Here is a 16,530-nt window from a genome sequence, read left to right as displayed (position 1 = left end):
GTACGCGTGGCGGGCGGGCACCCGCGGCCCGTGGCCGGAACCGGTGCGCGCCGCCGTGCGCGGGGCGCGCGGCGGCGCGATCGGCGGCCGCGGCTGTCGTTCGTATGGACGCGGCGTGACGGGAGTGGAAAGCTCGAATAACCGCGGGCGTCGCCGGAGCCGCCAGTGCACGCGGGTCCCGCGTGTCCGCGCCCACACATGACCTCACCGTGCACGGGAGGCAGGATCATGGGCGACAAGACTCAGACGCACCACCCCGGGGCCGCCGGCAGGGCTCTGGAGGCCGACCAGCCCGCATCCGTACGGAACGTGGTGCTGGTCGGCCACTCCGGTTCGGGCAAGACGACTCTGGTGGAGGCCCTCGCGCTGGCCGCGGGGGCGGTGAACCGGGCGGGCCGGAAGGAGGACGGCGGCACCGTCTCGGACTACGACGAGATCGAGCACCGGCAGCAGCGTTCCGTACAGCTGTCCCTGGTGCCGGTCGAATGGGACGGCATCAAGATCAACCTGCTCGACACCCCCGGATACGCCGACTTCGTCGGGGAACTCAGGGCCGGTCTGCGCGCCGCGGACGCGGCCCTCTTCGTCGTCTCGGCCTCGGACGGTGTGGACGGCTCCACCCGCATGGTGTGGGAGGAGTGCGCGGCCGTCGGCATGCCCCGCGCGATCGTGATCACACATCTGGAGGCGGCGCGCGCGGACTTCGAGGAGATGACCCGGATCTGCGCGGAGGCCTTCGGCGGCGACGACCCCGACGCGGTGCTGCCGCTGTATCTGCCGCTGCGCGGGCCCGAGGGTCCCGACGGGCACGCGCCCGTGACGGGGCTGATCGGGCTGCTGTCGCAGAAGCTGTTCGACTACTCGACCGGGGAGCGCAAGGAGTCCGAGCCCGGCGAGGACCAGCTGCCGGACATCGAGGAGGCCCGCAACCGGCTCATCGAGGGGATCATCGCCGAGAGCGAGGACGAGACCCTCATGGACCGCTATCTCGGCGGTGAGCAGGTCGACGTCGGAACGCTGATCCAGGACCTGGAGCGGGCCGTCGCCCGCGGCTCGTTCTTCCCCGTCCTGGCGGCCGCCCCCGCCGCCGAGGGCGCCAAACAGGGGCTCGGCACGGTCGAGCTGCTGGAGCTGGTCACGGGCGGGTTCCCGACCCCGTTCGAGCACCCGCTGCCCGAGGTCACCACCATCGACGGCAAGCCGCGCGAGCTGAAGCCGTGCGACACCGGCGGCCCGCTGGTCGCCGAGGTCGTCAAGACCTCCTCCGACCCCTACGTCGGCCGGGTCTCCCTGGTGCGCGTCTTCTCCGGCACCCTGCGCCCCGACCAGACGGTGCACGTCTCCGGGCACGGGCTGGCCGACCGCGGCCACGAGGACCACGACGTCGACGAGAAGGTCGGCGCCCTGTCCATGCCCTTCGGCAAGCAGCAGCGCCCGGTGACGCACGCCGTCGCCGGTGATCTGGTGTGCGTGGCCAAGCTCGGCCGGGCCGAGACCGGGGACACGCTCTCCGCGAAGGACGACCCGCTGCTGATGGAGCCCTGGCGGATGCCGGACCCGCTGCTGCCGATCGCCATCCAGGCGCACAGCAAGGCCGACGAGGACAAGCTCTCGCAGGGCCTGGCCCGGCTGGTGGCCGAGGATCCGACCATGCGTCTGGAGCAGAACCAGGACACCCACCAGGTGGTCCTGTGGTGCCTGGGCGAGGCCCACGCGGACGTCGCCCTGGAGCGGCTGCGCAGCCGCTACGGCGTCCAGGTCGACGTCGTCCCGCACAAGGTCTCCCTGCGGGAGACGTTCGCCGGCCGGGCCGGCGGGCGAGGGCGGCATGTGAAGCAGTCCGGCGGGCACGGGCAGTACGCCATCTGCGAGATCGAGGTGGAGCCGCTGCCCGGCGGTTCGGGCATCGAGTTCGTGGACAAGGTGGTCGGGGGTGCCGTACCGCGGCAGTTCATCCCGTCCGTGGAGAAGGGCGTACGGGCGCAGGCCGCCAAGGGCGTCGCCGCGGGATACCCGCTGGTGGACGTGCGGGTCACGCTGCTGGACGGCAAGGCGCACTCGGTGGACTCCTCCGACGCCGCCTTCCAGACCGCGGGCGCGCTCGCGCTGCGCGAGGCGGCGGCGGGCGCGCGGATCCATCTGCTGGAGCCGGTGGCCGAGGTGTCGGTGCTGGTCGGCGACGACTATGTGGGCGCCGTCATGAGCGACCTGTCCAGCCGGCGCGGCCGGGTGCTCGGCACCGAGCAGGTGGGTTCCGGGCGGACCGTGATCAAGGCGGAGGTGCCCGAGTTCGAGATCGGCCGGTACGCCGTCGACCTGCGCTCGCTGTCGCACGGCACGGCGCGGTTCGACCGCTCCTACGCCCGGCACGAGCCGATGCCGCCGCAGATCGCCGAGCGGATCCGCGAACAGGCGGGTGAGAACGCGTAGTTCGGCACCGTGAGCAGGTGCGCGGGCGGGCGGCTTCGGCCGTCCGCCCGCCGGTTGTCGGTGGCGGCGGATACGCTGATCACCTGATCGCGTCGTGCCGCAGTCGTCCGGTTGTGACGGGTATTCGGCGCGTCGGCCTGTTCAACAGGTGTGCGGAGCGAGGAAGTCGGGAAGGCCGCAGAAGCGACACCGGCGGCGATGGGGGCGGGAATGTCGTTGGGAACGGAGTGGGACGGACCCCAGGTGCCCGTCTCTGGTGACGAGGGTCAGGCGGCGACCTCGGCGCTGGCCTCGGCGGCGTACCGGGACAGCCCGCTGGAGGAGATCAAGAAGGCGGACAACGAGTGGCACGAGTCGACCCTCAAGCCCGGCAGGATCGCCCTGCTGAGGCCCAATCTCGGTGAGGCGTTCTCGCGGGCCGTGGTCGCCCGGATGCTGGCTCCCGACCGCAAGCCGCTCATCCAGTCCTTCGGCTCCGAGCCGCAGTTCGTCGTCGAGCACTGCCTCGCGGCCAACAACATCCGCCGGGAGCGCGACAACCGCCTGACCGCCGTGACGGTCCTGTGCGGGGTGCTCTTCCTGCCCGGGCTGATCGCCTGGCTGCTCGTCTTCCAGCTGCGCACGTTCGTCGCCAGGCGCGAGGACAGGCGGGCGGGCGCACTCGGCACGGCCCTGCTGCTGGGCGTGGGTCTGCTCGCCGCGCTGTTCCTGATCAAGATGCCGTTCAGCGGCTTCTGGGCGTGGTACGCACGGGCGTGCGTCGTGCTCCCCGTGCTCGGCTGGTTCTGGGCCAAGCAGATCTGCGAGCGCACGGCCAAGGACCTGCGGGCCCGCTGGGGCGGCCTGCTGTCGGGCACCAGCGTCGGCGCCAAGGTGCCCGAGGCGGTGCCGCGGGGGCCCGGCCAGACCGCGGCCGAGGAGCTGCGCCAGTCGCTGGCCCGGCTGACCGCCGAGCAGCAGTCCAACTCGGTCTTCTACGCCGGCCCCAAGGGCATACTCGGCATGGGCACCCGCTGGGGATCCTGGCAGCTCGCCGAGGATCTGGAGCCCGCCGACCCGACCCGGGAGATCCACCCCTTCCGCAGCTGGGACGTCATCCGCGCGATCCACGACCAGCTCGCCCTGCTGGAGCGCGGCCCGCTGAACACCGGCGGTTTCCCCAAGCCGTCCATCAAGCACTGGATCGTCACGCCGATCGGCGAGAAGGCCACGGAGGTGGCCCGGCCCGAGGGCACCGACGTCGAGGCCTTCCAGGTCAAGCCGCACGCGATACAGGAGATCTGCAACAAGCAGCAGTTCGGCAGCGGCGACCGGCACTACCTGGGCGTGCAGTGGACGCTGTGGGACGGGCAGCTGGTCCTCACCATGCTGATCACGGTGACGGTGCTGCACGAGACGCTGCGCATCGAGGTGACCGGGCACGCGCTGGGACCGGTGAACTCTCTGTTCACCTCCAAGCCGGAGCCGCCGAGCAAGGAGGTCTCCAAGTCGCTCAAGCCCTGGGAGACCAGGAAGATCATGCTGCCGCTGGTCACCACGGACGAGGTGGTCCGGCTCGCCACCCGCGCCCCGCTGAGCTGGTACCCGCCGCTGCTCAACTGGCTCGGCGGCTCGCTCGTCCTGCCCGAGCCGTTCGGTCTGCGGCACGCCTGGGCGGACCAGCCCTGGCGGCACCGCTTCATGGCCGACGACGCGCTGCGCGCGGCCACGCCGGTGCTGCGGGTGGTGCACTCGGCGGCGCTCAGGGTGCTGGAGGAGAACGGCGTGGACACGGAGAAGTTCGGCACCCGGTCGGGCGTCCTCAGCGGCTTGGTGCAGGACCCCACGCCGAGGAAGGCCGACCTGTACGACGCGTGAGCGGTGCCCTCGGCAGAGGGCACCCTGCGGCTACGCCGGCCAGGCCTCCGCCAGCATCTTCCTGGTGTCCGCCAGCAGCTGCGGCAGCACCTTCGTGTGGCCGACCACCGGCATGAAGTTCGTGTCGCCGCCCCAGCGCGGGACGATGTGCTGGTGCAGGTGGGCGGCGATGCCGGCGCCCGCGACGGTGCCCTGGTTCATGCCGATGTTGAAGCCGTGCGCGCCGGACGCGGTGCGCAGGGCCGTCATCGCCTGCTTGGTCAGCTCGGCGAGTTCCGCGGTCTCCGGACCGGTCAGCTCCGTGTAGTCGGCGACATGGCGGTAGGGGACGGTCATCAGATGCCCGCCGTTGTACGGATAGAGGTTGAGGACGGCGTACACGTGCTCGCCGCGCCGGACGATCAGTCCGTCCTCGTCGGACTTGGCCGGGATGGTGCAGAAGGGACAGCCGTCGTCGGCCCCGGGACCGCTCGGCTTGCCCTCGCCCTGGATGTAGGCCATCCGGTGGGGCGTCCACAGGCGCTGGAACGCGTCCTGCGTCCCCACTCCGATCTGCTGCTCCGGCTCACTCGTCATGCTAGGCAGCATATGGCTTCGCCCGTTCGCGGCGTGTCGCCGGGGCGGCGGGAGGAAGGCCACCGGCCAAGCTGGGCCGGTGGACGACGACAGCCGTGCGGTGCGCTGGACGCAGCGCACCGAGATCCCGCTCTTCGTGGCATCGCTGGTCTTCCTGGCCGCGTATGCCACGCATGTCCTGGCCACGGGCATGCCCGCCTTCTGGCATGTCGTGTGCCTGTCCGTGATGTTCGCCCTCTGGCTGGTGTTCGCCGCGGACTACGCGGTGCGCTGGCGGCTCAGCGGGCAGGGTCTGCGGTTCGTCACCACACACCTGCTGCACACCGTGGTGGTCGTCCTGCCGCTGCTGCGTCCCCTGCGGATCGTTCCGCTGTACGACGCCGTCCAGCGCAAGGCCGGGGAGCCCCGGCTGACGCTGCACGCGCGGGTGATCTCCTACGCCGGCCTGTCCACCGTGCTCCTCGGTTTCTCCGGTGCCCTCGCGGTCTACCAGGCGGAACGCGGGGCGCCCGGCGCCACCATGCGCACGTACGGGGACGCCGTGTGGTGGGCCGCGTCGACCCTCACCACGGTCGGCTACGGGGACATCACCCCGGTCACCCCGATGGGCCGGGTGATCGCCACCGGGATGATGATCGGCGGCCTCGCCCTGCTGGGCGCGGTGACGGGCTCGTTCTCGTCCTGGCTGATGCAGACCTTCTCGCGCGAGGGCGACGAGCGGCCCCCGGGACGCTGAACCTCCCGGGGGCCTGCTTACGCGAGCGGGCGCCGGATCAGACCTGGGCCCGCTCCTCGACGACCTGCGCGATCTTCGCGATGGCCGTGTCGAACGGGATGCCGTTCTCCTGGGAGCCGTCGCGGTAGCGGAAGGACACCGAGCCGTTCGACATGTCCTCGTCGCCCGCGATGACCATGAACGGCACCTTCTGCTTCTGGGCGTTGCGGATCTTCTTCTGCATGCGGTCCGAGGAGGAGTCCACCTCGACGCGCAGGCCCTTCTTCCGGGCCGCCGCCGCGAACTTCTCCAGGTACTCCACGTGCGCGTCGCCGATCGGGATGCCCAGCGCCTGGACCGGGGCCAGCCACGCCGGGAAGGCACCCGCGTAGTGCTCCAGCAGGACGGCGAAGAACCGCTCGATGGAGCCGAACAGCGCGCGGTGGATCATGACCGGGCGCTGCTTGGAGCCGTCGGGACCGGTGTACTCCAGGTTGAACCGCTCGGGCAGGTTGAAGTCGAGCTGGATGGTCGACATCTGCCAGGTGCGGCCGATCGCGTCCTTGGCCTGGACGGAGATCTTCGGGCCGTAGAAGGCGGCGCCGCCCGGGTCGGGCACGAGGGGCAGGCCCTGCTTCTCGGCGACCTGGCGCAGCGTCTCGGTCGCCTCCTCCCAGACCTCGTCGGAGCCGACGAACTTCTCCGGGTCCTTGGTGGACAGCTCCAGGTAGAAGTCGGTCAGGCCGTAGTCGCGCAGCAGGCCGAGGACGAAGGTGAGCGTCTTGTCCAGTTCCTCGGACATCTGCTCACGGGTGCAGTAGATGTGCGCGTCGTCCTGCGTGAACCCGCGGGCGCGGGTGAGGCCGTGCACGACGCCCGACTTCTCGTACCGGTACACGGTCCCGAACTCGAAGAGGCGCAGCGGCAGTTCGCGGTAGGAGCGGCCGCGCGCGTCGAAGATCAGGTTGTGCATCGGGCAGTTCATGGGCTTGAGGTAGTAGTCCACGCCCTCGTCGAGCTGCATGGGCGGGTACATGCCCTCGGCGTACCAGTCCAGGTGCCCGGACGTCTCGAAGAGCTTCCCTTTCGTGGCGTGCGGGGTGTAGACGAACTCGTAGCCCTCTTCCTCGTGGCGGCGCCGCGAGTAGTCCTCCATGACCCGGCGGACGATGCCGCCCTTGGGGTGGAAGACGGCGAGGCCGGAGCCGATCTGCTCCGGGATGGAGAACAGGTCCAGCTCGGTGCCGAGCTTGCGGTGGTCGCGCTTCTCGGCCTCGGCGAGGAAGTCCAGGTACCCCTTCAGCTCGTCCTTGGACGGCCAGGCGGTGCCGTAGATGCGCTGCAGCATCGGGTTCTTCTCGCTGCCGCGCCAGTAGGCGGCCGCGTTGCGCATCAGCTTGAACGCCGGGATGAGGCGGGTCGAGGGCAGGTGCGGACCGCGGCAGAGGTCCTTCCAGCACAGCTCGCCGGTCTTGGCGTCCAGGTTGTCGTAGATCGTCAGCTCGCCGGCGCCGACCTCGACGTCCGCGCCGTCGTCGTGCGACGCCGAGCCCTTGAGGCCGATCAGCTCCAGCTTGTACGGCTCGTCCGCCAGCTCCTCGCGGGCCGCCTCGTCGGTGACGACGCGGCGGGAGAAGCGCTGCCCGCGCTTCTGGATCTCCTGCATCTTCTTCTCGATGGCCTTGAGATCCTCGGGCGTGAACGGCTTCTCGACGTCGAAGTCGTAGTAGAAGCCGTCCTTGACGGGCGGGCCGATGCCCAGCTTGGCCTCGGGGAACAGCTCCTGCACGGCCTGCGCCATGACGTGCGCGGTGGAGTGGCGCAGGATGTTCAGGCCGTCCTCGGACGAGATCTCGACGCCCTCGACCTCGTCACCGTCGGCAAGCTCGTACGCCAGGTCCTTCAGCTCGCCGGCCACGCGCGCGGCGATGATCGAGCGCTCGCCCGCGAAGAGGTCGGCGGCCGTAGTGCCCGTCGTCACCACGCGTTCTTCCCGCTCGGAATCGCGTTGGATGATCACACGGACGTCTGACACCGGTCTCTCCTGACTGAAGGTGGGGTGCGGCGCCATACCAGGAGCGCGCGCACAGGCGATCGTACCGACCCGACGGCGCCGACCGCGAAACGGTCACCCTCGGTCCCCGCTCCCCGCTCCCCTACTCCCTCAGTCCTCGTCCCCGTACTCTCCTGCCTCCCGGTCGCCGCAGGCCTCCTCGAAGAAGTCGAGGTTCTCCTGCAGGGACTTCATCAGCCTGTCCCGTTCGCCCTCGTCCACCTGCACGGGTACGACACCGGAGGCGCCGGTGAGCCGGCGGAAGCCGCCGCGCCGCTCCAGCCGGCCGTGCACCCGCACCGGGAGGCCGACGAGGTGGGCGTGGCCGGCGATGCGGTAGTCCTCCTCGTCCAGGGTGACGCGGACGTGGGGTACGTCGGCGCCGGACAGGACGCGCAGCCGCACGGTGCCCTCGCCGCCGGGTCCGGAGCGGCGCATGCGGATGACGGCGCCGGTGACACGGACCGCAACGGAGGGTTCGTCGCGCAGATAGCGGGCGGCGGCCTCGCGCAGCGCGGGCAGGTCGCCGGGTGAGAACTCGACGGGTTCGGCGGAGGGGGCGCAGCCCTCGGGCACGCCGGAGCCGGGCGCCCAGGCGACGGCGATCCTGGCCCCCTCGGTGCCCCGCACGAGCGCGGCCAGCGCCTCGGTCAGCTCGCGGCTGACCCCCGCCTGCACCGCCCCGTCGAAGGCGTCCATGCCGCCGGTGGCCCGCCGGTAGTCGACCGCCTCGCGGGCGGCGTACAGGGCCTGGTGGAGGCGGACGGCGAGCGGGCGGCCGGTGGGCACGGGCACGAAGGCGGTAAGGTGGCGGCCCTCGGCGGCGGGGCCGACCAGGACGTCCTGCAGGAGGGCGGCGGCGGAGCGGCGGTGGCGGGCACCGTAGTACCCGGCACGCGCACGTGTGGCGAGGGCGGCGGCGAGCAGCATCTGCCGGGCGGCGCCGCGCAGTTGCTCGTCGGCCGTCCAGGGCGCGGCGCCGACGGGCCCGCTCGGGGTGTCGCGCCACCAGCGGATCTCGTCACTGGGCACGGCGAGGGAGATCAGCACCTCGCGGGCGGCGGGCGTCCCGCTGCGGGCGAGGGCGTCCAGGGCCTCGCCGAGCAGGTCGTCGCTGTCCGGGAAGGCCCGGCTCTCCGGCACCAGCAGGCTGGTCCCGCCGCCGCCCGGCCCCGGCGGGGTCCAGCGGCCGTAGCGCCCGGGGGCTCCGCCGCGCCGCTGCCAGCCGTGCCGGTGCAGCAGGGCGCCGAGCACGGCGGGGTCGACCTCGGCGGGCTCCGGGGGCCGGTTCCAGGGAAGGTCGTCGGGATGCGGCCGGACCTGGCGCGGCAGCTCCTCGTACGGACGGCTCCTCATGGCCTGCCTCCCGTCCCGACCCGCGTCATGATCTCGCAGAGCGCCCGGTCGTCGAAGATGCGTGTGGTCGGTATCCGCACGGTGGTCCGGTGCCGGCCGGTGATGGGGTGGCCGGCCAGGTTGACCCAGTAGCAGCAGTGCCTGAGGTCGAGCCGGTCGTGGCTGGCGCGCAGCCAGTCGTCCTGCGAGCGCGGGACGAGCATGACGACCAGGATCTTGTGCACCGAGACGGGTGTGCGGGCGAGCTTGCGCAGATGGTCGTTGTCGAGGGTGAAGGAGAAGGTGCGGCCCGGAGGGTTCGGCGCGACCTGGTACGTGGCCTTGAGCTGCACCTTGATGGTCACCTCGTCGTCGACGGTGTGTCCGGGCGCGCTGTGGCTGACGTGCCAGTCGATGCCGTTGTCCGGGAAGGGCTGGGACAGCGAGCAGCCGGCCGCGGCGGCGACCGCGTGCAGATAGCCGACCTGCAGTGTCTCCATGCAGGCGGTGGTGGCGAGCGTGCCGCGGAGGGGGCCCGTGCGATCGGGCAGCAGCCCGCCCCGCTCGGGCTGCGCAATGGCCATGACCAACAGCCTTCCAAGCCAAGTGTTTCCCCGCTGAGGGCCGCTGAACTGCAAAGACCCGTACTCCTGTTGTCTCCTCCCGGCGTACGCCGCAAACAGCCCGGGTATCACCAAACGGGCAGAAGACGGAACGTCACCTGCCCTGGGTGAACGAGGAGTTGGGTTGGGATGACGTACTGGTACGAGGGGCCGCTGGCCGCCTTCGACACGGAGACGACGGGCGTGGACGTCGAGACCGACCGGATCGTGTCGGCCGCCGTCGTCGTCCAGGACGCGCCGGGGACCCGGCCGCGGGTCACCCGCTGGCTGGTGAACCCGGGGGTGCCGGTGCCCGCCGAGGCCACGGCGGTGCACGGGCTGACCGAGGAGCACCTGCAGCACAACGGCCGCTGGCCGGCGCCGGTGATGTACGAGATAGCCGAGCAGCTGGCGGAGCACGCGGCGATGGGCCGCCCGCTGGTGGTGATGAACGCGCCCTTCGATCTCACCCTGCTGGACCGGGAGTTGCGCCGGCACCGGGCGTCGTCGCTGGACCGCTGGTTCGAGTCGACGCCGCTCAGGGTGCTGGACCCGCGCGTGCTGGACAAACACCTGGACCGCTACCGCAAGGGCCGCCGCACCCTGACGGACCTGTGCGAGCACTACGGCGTCACGCTGCAGGGCGCGCACGACGCCGCGGCCGACGCACTGGCCGCGCTGGACGTCGTACGGGCTCTGGGCCGCCGTTTCGCGACCCGCCTCGAGCGCCTGTCCCCCGCCGAGCTGCACACCCTCCAGACGGGATGGCACGCGGCGCAGGCCCGCGGGCTGCAGGCCTGGTTCGCGCGCAGCGGCTCGGAGGAGATCGTCAGCACGGACTGGCCCCTCAGGCCGGAGCTGCCGGCGGCGGCGTGACCCTGTGGCTCCGGCCGACTGCGGCGCCGGGGACGGGGGTGTGGGTGGCGGAGCCCCCACTTCGCGCGGCGAAGCCGCGCAGAACACGACGAGAGCGACGTGGTCCGCGCTTTTTGCGGACACACGTCGCTCTCGCGAACGTGGGCGATACTGGGTTCGAACCAGTGACCTCTTCGGTGTGAACGAAGCGCTCTCCCACTGAGCTAATCGCCCGGGAACGCAGTGAACAATACAGGCCCCGGCGCCTATCCTTCAAACCGCTTCCAGCCTGCGCAGCAGTCCGCGCCGTCCGGACCGCATCATCAGGCGGTGGTTGGCGCGGAAGACCGGGCGGCCGGGTACGGCGAACCGGCGGAGCAGGGGCTTGTGCACGCGCACGTCCTGGTCGTAGCGGGCGAGCGTGCCGGCGCCCCGGGCGGTGACCGTCCAGCGCGCCCAGCCCTCGATGTCACCGGAGAGAGTGACCTCCAGCACACCGGCGGTTCGGTCGCTGCGGACCTGCCGTGCGGTGAAGGTCATGTCGTAGGGCAGGAGGGAGCGGATGGTGATCACACCCGTGTCCGCGTCCAGCCTCGTCACCGAGCGGACCTGCGGCCACCAGCCCGGATAGTCCTCGGGCCGCTCCAGCACCGCGTACACGGCGGCGGGCGGTGCCGGCAGGGACCACAGGCTGCGGAAACGGTAGTGGGTCCAGTCCATGGGCAGAGTCTGCCCCGGATGGGTGCGCGCGTCTGAGTACGCATACTCATGCGCCGCGCCGTGCGCCGGGCCAGACTCGGTGGGGGAGCGCCGCCGCCCGTGCGACGGCGCTCCCCCTTCGCCGCTATCCCGGCATCCTGTCGCCGAGCAGCGCCAGGTTCTCGATGGCCGCGAGGCCGTAGAGCGCGGTGTCGTTGCTGGACACCCAGCTCGCCTCGCTGCCCTCGACCAGGGTGGCCGGTCCGGTCAGTTTCTCCGTCCTCCACGGCGAGGACTCGGTGTAGCCGTCCGAGCCGTAGAACTTGGCCCAGGCGCGCTCGGCGAGCGTGGCGTCACCGGTCTGTACGGCGGCGTAGGCGTCGAGGCGCGAGTGGCCCTGGAAGAGCAGCAGGGTGCCGAAGTCGGAGCCGTAACGGGCCTTCTGTTCGGCCTTGGTGGCGTTGAAGTAGCGGCAGTAGTCCAGGTAGGCCGACGTGAACGCGGGCATGTCGACCAGGTGGATCAGCTCGGCGGCCAGCTCGTTGAGGCCGAAGACCGCCGAGAGGTGGGAGACGGAGACCACCGGCTGGTCGGCGACGGCGAACCTGCCGGTGTCCAGGTCATACAGCCCGCTGCCCTGGACGAAGCCGTTGGGCTGGGCGGCGATGCCCTCCATGGTGGACAGCACACGTGCCCTGGCCTTCTCCCACTTGGGGCCCTTGCGCTCCCACTCGGTCAGCCAGGCCGACACCAGGCCGCTCCAGTCCGTGCCGAAGCCGATCGACAGGGCGTGCCGGTCGGGGGTGTAGGGGTCGGTGCGGACCTTGCGCTGGGGGTCGAGGACGAGGAAGGTCTCGTCGGAGTCGACGTTGGCGTGCATGAGGTCGCCCACGCGTTCGTCGGCGGTGAGGAAGTAGTAGAAGCGGCGGTAGGTGGTGTTGGCGATGCGCTGCTGTTTGGCGCTGTCGCCGAAGTGCTGCACACCGTGCCGGGTGCCGAGGCCCGCCCACTTGCCGAGGTGGTAGACGTCGACCTCGCCGGTGTGCCGGGTGAGCGCCTCGGCGAAGCGGAACAGGTCGCTGCGGCCGCTTCTCAGGTACGCGTACCAGAGCCACAGGTCCGGGGAGAGCTCGGAGTTGTCCCAGGCGTAGCCGCCGACGTCGTACCGCCACTGGTGGCGCACGGTGTCGTAGGTGTGCATGAAGTCGCCGTAGTCCCAGAAGCCGTACCAACGGCGTTGTTCCACCTGGTCCTTGTAGTAGGTGAAGAGGAAGTCGAGGTGGTCCTCGATCTTCGCCTTGGCCGGGGTGGAGCGGTCCGGCTCGGAGAACAGGCCGGGGCCGAAGACCTTGGCCTTGATGAGCTGCCCGGGCGGGGCGGCGAGCTGGGGCAGCACCCGAACCGCCTGGAGCTGCCCGGCGAGGGTGTCGGCGTCGGGTGTGGAGTCGTTGGCCCAGAAGAGGAGTTCGGAGGTCCGGGCGATGCCGTAGGGGGTGCCGAACTCGGGCTCGTAGTCCTCGTAGGTGATGTTGAGGCCTTCGAGCTGCTCGGCGTAGGTGTCCTGGCCCATGCCGTCGTGGTAGAAGCGCAGGTCCATCGGCTGGGCCTCGGGCGACCAGAGCCAGAGGGTGACGGTGGCCTCGTCGGTGTCGGCGTCGCGGATGTCGAGCTGGGCGGGGAACTTCTCCCAGAAGTCGCGCAGCCCGAAGGAGAGTCCGCCGCTCGCGCCGCCGACGTAGCCGAAGCCGGAGGCCCGCCTGCCGCCGCCCGCGGCGATCCAGCCGTGGCCCTGCTTGGTGCGCTTGCGCACGGTGAAGCCGTCGGCGGAGAGCTGGGAGAGGGTGTAGTCGCCCCAGTGCGGAATGTACCGCAGGCGGGTGGTGACCCGCTGGTCCCAGGTGGCGGGGTCGGGCAGCTTCCTGCCCTCGTACTGGGCCGACTGCACGGCGGCGCCCGGGTCGCGGCGCAGTCCGGTGATGCCCTGGACGGCCTCGCGCAGCAGACCGGTGCCCTCGCCGCCGAGGCGGATGTGCCGGTCGTACGCCGCGTCGCGCATCGGCACGGTGAAGCGGACGCCGAGTCCGCGGATGAAGTCACCGCTCGCCTTGCCGGGCTCCTGGGTGCCGTCGTAGGTGATGGTGTGCACCATGCGGAAGGAGTCGGCGCCCGCGTAGAAGTACAGGCGGAGCGAGAAGGGCAGCCAACCGCGGTCGCCCCTGCGGTGCTTGCCGTCGACGCGGACGACCGCGCGGACCGGGCCGTCCTGTTCGACGGTCACCTCGTCGAGAGCGCCGTCGAACCGCTCGGTCTTCACGGTGCCCTGGTCTCCGTCCTCGATCTCGGGCTGCCGGATGAGGACGAGCCGGCCGTTCTTCGCGATCTCGGTCGAGCCGCGGGTGACGGACTTGATCAGGGTGGTGCCGTTCTTGCCGATCCTCGCGGTGATGACGCCGGTGGAGACGTCGATGGTGCCGCCGCCGGCGTCGACGGTGACCTCCTGGCCGGGTGCGGCGGGCGTCCCGGCGGTGAGGGTCAGCTTCCCGCTGCCCGAACTCACCGCGTGGGCGGTCCACTTGAGGGAGCCGTCGGGCCAGTAGGCGAGCGGCCAGCTCTGTACGGGTACGTCCTTGCCGCCAGCGTCGGTGAGCGCGAAGGTCTGGTCGTCCTGGTGGACGCCCATGGGCCAGGGCACGCCGACGGTGGAGCCGGGCGCCGCGCCGAGGCCGCCGTCCTCCAGCCAGTCCAGGGTGACGGGCTCGGCGCCGCCGGCCGCGGCGGCGGGCGCGGCCTGCGCGTCGTGTGCCCCGAGCGCCCAGCTGAACCGGGTGGCGGCGCCGACCGTGGCGGCCGCCTTGAGCAGGGATCTGCGCGGGATGGGAGACATGCCTTTCCTTCCGTACGGGGATGGACAGCTGGCTGGTCAGAGGCATGACAGGGTGAGGTACGGCGCCCACGGCACCGGCCTTGGGAGCGGTCAGCGGCGCCGGTACCGCTCCTCCACGGCGACGGCCGCCGCCGCGACGGCCCCGAGCACGGGCACCGCCAGCGGGGCGATGAGCAGGGCGGAGCAGACGGTGAGGACCGCGCCGCCGACCAGCAGGAAGGATCCGGCGGGGTCGCGTACGGTACGGCGCCCGGCCGCGGCGAGCAGCACCCGCCAGCGCTCCCCCGGCGCCCAGACGGCCGCCGCGCGCAGCCCGGCCACGGCGAGCCCGATCAGCGCGAACAGCCCCACGGCCCCCACCAGCGGCCCGCCGGGCAGCCCGGCGCGTACGGCCTGGACGTCCACCCGGGCCAGCGCCGCCAGGATCCAGCCGGCGAGGCCCACCGCCCAGCCTCCGCGCAGGGCGGCCCGGACGTCGGCGGCGAACTCCCGCCAGCCGCCTCCGTGATCGCCCGTACGGCGGCGCAGATGCCGGGCGCCGGCGGCGAAGGCGGCCGGACAGGTGACGACTCCGAGGGAGGCCACCGCGATCCACACGCCGGTCAGCAGGCACTCGGCGAAGACGGCGAACCGCTGGGCGAGAACGGACTCCTTGCGTGCCTTCACACGTGCTTCGGCCATGCCGGTCGCCTCAGCCCTTCAGTCCGGAGGTCGCCATGCCGTCGATCAGATACCGCTGGAAGGCGAGGAAGAACAGCAGCACGGGCAGCAGCGCGACCAGGGACATCGCGATCATGCCGCCGTAGTTGGCGGCCACGCCGTCGGAGTCGCGGAACATCATCAGGCCCAGGGAGACCGTGTACTTGCCGGGCTCGTTGAGGTAGATCAGCGGGCCCATGAAGTCGTTCCAGGCGTTGATGAAGGTGAAGATCGCGCTGGTGATGAGCGCGGGCCGGCACAGCGGCAGCACGATCGACCAGTAGATGCGCAGATGCCCGCAGCCGTCGAGGCGGGCGGCCTCGTCCAGTTCGCGGGGCAGGTTCCGCATGAACTGCACCATCAGGAAGACGAAGAAGGCGTCGACGGCGAGGTACTTGCCGATCAGCAGCGGGGTGTAGGTGTTGATCCAGCCGAGCTTCTGGAACATCACGTACTGCGGGATCAGCAGCACGTGGTACGGCAGCAGGAGCGTACCGATCATGAGCGAGAAGAGCAGGTTGCGCCCGGCGAACCTGATGCGGGCGAACGCGTACGCGGTCAGCGAGCAGGAGATCAGCACGCCGACGACGGCACCGAGGGCGTAGAAGAGGGAGTTCCGGAAGAACGTCCAGACGCTGACATCCGCTATGCCGTCGGCGAGGCCCTTGAAGTTGGACAGGATCGGGTGGGACGGGACCAGGGTGAGGCTGTTGATGATGTCCTTGCCGGGCTTGAACGAGGCGCCGATGACCCAGATCACCGGGTAGAGGATGACGGCGAGGATCAGCAGGGCGCCGAGGTGCCAGGCGAGGGAGCCGGTGCGCCGGCGGGTGAGGACCGGTTTCGTGGTGGTGGCGCTCATCGGGCGTCCTCCTCGTAGTGCACCCACTTCTTCTGGGACCAGAAGAGGACGGCCGTCACCAGGGCCACGGCGAGCAGCAGCATCCAGGCCATGGCGGAGGCAAAGCCCATCTGGGCGTTCTTGAAGCCCTGCTGGTACAGGTAGCAGGTGTAGACGAGCGTGGCGTCGGCCGGGCCGCAGGAGGTGTTGGAGACGACGTAGGCCGAGCCGAAGATCTGGAAGGAGTGGATGGTCTCCAGCAGCACGTTGAAGAACAGCACCGGGGAGATCATCGGCAGGGTGATGCTCCAGAACCGCCGGAGCGGGCCCGCGCCATCCATCTCGGCGGCCTCGTACAGTTCCTTCGGCACCTGCTTCAGGCCCGCCAGGAAGATGACCATCGGCGCGCCGAACTGCCACACCGTCAGCGCGACCAGGCAGTACAGCACCCAGTCGGCGTTGCCGACCCAGCCGCCGACGTGCCGGCCGAAGAAGGACTGGGTGCGGTCCACGATCGCGCCGTCGGAGAACAGCGACCGCCAGACGAAGCCGACGGAGACGCTCGCGCCGATCAGCGAGGGGGCGTAGAAGGCGGCCCGGTAGAAGGCCTGGCCACGGCGGCTCTGTGCCAGCAGCAGGGCGACCCCGAGGGCGAGCAGCAGCTTCAGCGGGGTGCCGATGATCACGTACTTGGCGGTGACCTCCACCGACTTCTGCCAGCGGGGGTCGTCGAACATCTTGGTGAAGTTGTCGAGCCCGACCCACTTCGGGGTGTTGAAGAGGTTGTAGTCGGTGAACGCGAAGTACAGCGAGGCGACCATGGGGCCGGCGGTCAGCAGCAGGAAGCCGGCGATCCACGGGGACATGAAGAGGTAACCGGCGAGGTTCTCGCGCCGGCGGCCCGGCCGCCCCGGGGCGGCGGTGGCGGCCGAGCGTGCCCTGCGGGTCGCGGGCAGGGAGTCCTTGACGAGCGTCACGGCGGTT

The 16,530-nt window shown here is 71.0% G+C and carries 13 protein-coding genes and 1 tRNA gene; 4 read left to right on the top strand and 10 right to left on the bottom strand.

Annotated elements, in window-relative coordinates; genetic code table 11:
• Positions 1 to 228 precede the first annotated feature (228 nt).
• Both ABB07_RS31615 and ABB07_RS31610 read left to right on the top strand, forming a co-directional pair.
• Complete coding sequence (locus ABB07_RS31615) at positions 229 to 2,430, top strand: elongation factor G-like protein EF-G2 (RefSeq protein WP_208901914.1); 2,202 nt, start codon at positions 229 to 231, stop codon at positions 2,428 to 2,430.
• Between the two features lie 210 nt (positions 2,431 to 2,640).
• Positions 2,641 to 4,287 carry a hypothetical protein gene (locus tag ABB07_RS31610; RefSeq protein WP_208901913.1) on the top strand — a complete coding sequence of 549 codons (1,647 nt, stop codon included), beginning with the start codon at positions 2,641 to 2,643 and terminating at the stop codon, positions 4,285 to 4,287.
• A gap of 30 nt (positions 4,288 to 4,317) precedes the next feature.
• Here the strand turns inward: ABB07_RS31610 and ABB07_RS31605 are convergent, their stop codons facing one another.
• Positions 4,318 to 4,875 carry an HIT family protein gene (locus ABB07_RS31605; protein ID WP_208901912.1) on the bottom strand — a complete coding sequence of 186 codons (558 nt, stop codon included), beginning with the start codon at positions 4,873 to 4,875 and terminating at the stop codon, positions 4,318 to 4,320.
• A gap of 67 nt (positions 4,876 to 4,942) precedes the next feature.
• Here ABB07_RS31605 and ABB07_RS31600 point away from each other — a divergent pair, with 67 nt between their 5' ends.
• On the top strand, positions 4,943 to 5,599 hold the full coding sequence (locus ABB07_RS31600) for a potassium channel family protein (RefSeq protein WP_208901911.1): 657 nt from the start codon (positions 4,943 to 4,945) through the stop codon (positions 5,597 to 5,599).
• A 37-nt stretch (positions 5,600 to 5,636) separates the two neighbouring features.
• Here ABB07_RS31600 and thrS read toward each other — a convergent pair whose 3' ends face one another.
• From thrS to ABB07_RS31585, 3 genes are all read right to left on the bottom strand, one after another.
• Positions 5,637 to 7,613, bottom strand: coding sequence for a threonine--tRNA ligase (gene thrS, locus ABB07_RS31595; RefSeq protein WP_208901910.1), 1,977 nt, complete (start codon positions 7,611 to 7,613; stop codon positions 5,637 to 5,639).
• A 129-nt stretch (positions 7,614 to 7,742) separates the two neighbouring features.
• Positions 7,743 to 8,987 (bottom strand): hypothetical protein, encoded by a 1,245-nt coding sequence (locus tag ABB07_RS31590; protein ID WP_208901909.1) that lies wholly within the window; start codon positions 8,985 to 8,987, stop codon positions 7,743 to 7,745.
• The gene (locus ABB07_RS31585; protein WP_055708375.1) at positions 8,984 to 9,550 is read right to left on the bottom strand and encodes a DUF4365 domain-containing protein; all 567 of its coding nucleotides are present in this window, start codon (positions 9,548 to 9,550) and stop codon (positions 8,984 to 8,986) included. The genes ABB07_RS31590 and ABB07_RS31585 overlap by 4 nt, the downstream gene beginning before the upstream one ends.
• Before the next feature lie 168 nt (positions 9,551 to 9,718).
• Here ABB07_RS31585 and ABB07_RS31580 point away from each other — a divergent pair, with 168 nt between their 5' ends.
• The gene (locus ABB07_RS31580; RefSeq protein WP_208901908.1) at positions 9,719 to 10,444 is read left to right on the top strand and encodes a 3'-5' exonuclease; all 726 of its coding nucleotides are present in this window, start codon (positions 9,719 to 9,721) and stop codon (positions 10,442 to 10,444) included.
• Positions 10,445 to 10,585: 141 nt separating this feature from the next.
• Here the strand turns inward: ABB07_RS31580 and ABB07_RS31575 are convergent.
• From ABB07_RS31575 to ABB07_RS31550, 6 genes are all read right to left on the bottom strand, one after another.
• Positions 10,586 to 10,657 (bottom strand) — tRNA-Val (locus ABB07_RS31575).
• Positions 10,658 to 10,696: 39 nt separating this feature from the next.
• Positions 10,697 to 11,143, bottom strand: coding sequence for an SRPBCC family protein (locus tag ABB07_RS31570; RefSeq protein ID WP_208901907.1), 447 nt, complete (start codon positions 11,141 to 11,143; stop codon positions 10,697 to 10,699).
• Positions 11,144 to 11,267: 124 nt separating this feature from the next.
• A complete protein-coding gene (locus ABB07_RS31565; RefSeq protein WP_208901906.1) occupies positions 11,268 to 14,006 on the bottom strand; it encodes an exo-rhamnogalacturonan lyase family protein in 2,739 nt (912 codons plus the stop codon).
• A 90-nt stretch (positions 14,007 to 14,096) separates the two neighbouring features.
• Positions 14,097 to 14,687, bottom strand: coding sequence for a hypothetical protein (locus tag ABB07_RS31560; RefSeq protein ID WP_208901905.1), 591 nt, complete (start codon positions 14,685 to 14,687; stop codon positions 14,097 to 14,099).
• Between the two features lie 10 nt (positions 14,688 to 14,697).
• Positions 14,698 to 15,567, bottom strand: coding sequence for a carbohydrate ABC transporter permease (locus ABB07_RS31555; RefSeq protein WP_208901904.1), 870 nt, complete (start codon positions 15,565 to 15,567; stop codon positions 14,698 to 14,700).
• Positions 15,564 to 16,523 (bottom strand): carbohydrate ABC transporter permease, encoded by a 960-nt coding sequence (locus ABB07_RS31550; RefSeq protein ID WP_208901903.1) that lies wholly within the window; start codon positions 16,521 to 16,523, stop codon positions 15,564 to 15,566. The genes ABB07_RS31555 and ABB07_RS31550 overlap by 4 nt, the downstream gene beginning before the upstream one ends.
• Positions 16,524 to 16,530: the final 7 nt, after the last annotated feature.

Source organism: Streptomyces incarnatus (assembly GCF_001027185.1).
In the GTDB taxonomy this organism is placed as follows: domain Bacteria; phylum Actinomycetota; class Actinomycetes; order Streptomycetales; family Streptomycetaceae; genus Streptomyces; species Streptomyces puniciscabiei.
This window is presented reverse-complemented; position numbering and strand designations above follow the sequence as displayed.

Bases quoted from the DNA above. Each gene is read 5' to 3' on its own strand.
- ABB07_RS31565 (WP_208901906.1), bottom strand. From the start codon at position 14,006: ATGTCTCCCATCCCGCGCAGATCCCTGCTCAAGGCGGCCGCCACGGTC.
- ABB07_RS31570 (WP_208901907.1), bottom strand. From the start codon at position 11,143: ATGGACTGGACCCACTACCGTTTCCGCAGCCTGTGGTCCCTGCCGGCA.
- ABB07_RS31560 (WP_208901905.1), bottom strand. From the start codon at position 14,687: ATGGCCGAAGCACGTGTGAAGGCACGCAAGGAGTCCGTTCTCGCCCAG.
- ABB07_RS31555 (WP_208901904.1), bottom strand. From the start codon at position 15,567: ATGAGCGCCACCACCACGAAACCGGTCCTCACCCGCCGGCGCACCGGC.
- ABB07_RS31585 (WP_055708375.1), bottom strand. From the start codon at position 9,550: ATGGCCATTGCGCAGCCCGAGCGGGGCGGGCTGCTGCCCGATCGCACG.
- ABB07_RS31610 (WP_208901913.1), top strand. From the start codon at position 2,641: ATGTCGTTGGGAACGGAGTGGGACGGACCCCAGGTGCCCGTCTCTGGT.
- ABB07_RS31605 (WP_208901912.1), bottom strand. From the start codon at position 4,875: ATGCTGCCTAGCATGACGAGTGAGCCGGAGCAGCAGATCGGAGTGGGG.
- ABB07_RS31580 (WP_208901908.1), top strand. From the start codon at position 9,719: ATGACGTACTGGTACGAGGGGCCGCTGGCCGCCTTCGACACGGAGACG.
- ABB07_RS31615 (WP_208901914.1), top strand. From the start codon at position 229: ATGGGCGACAAGACTCAGACGCACCACCCCGGGGCCGCCGGCAGGGCT.
- ABB07_RS31590 (WP_208901909.1), bottom strand. From the start codon at position 8,987: ATGAGGAGCCGTCCGTACGAGGAGCTGCCGCGCCAGGTCCGGCCGCAT.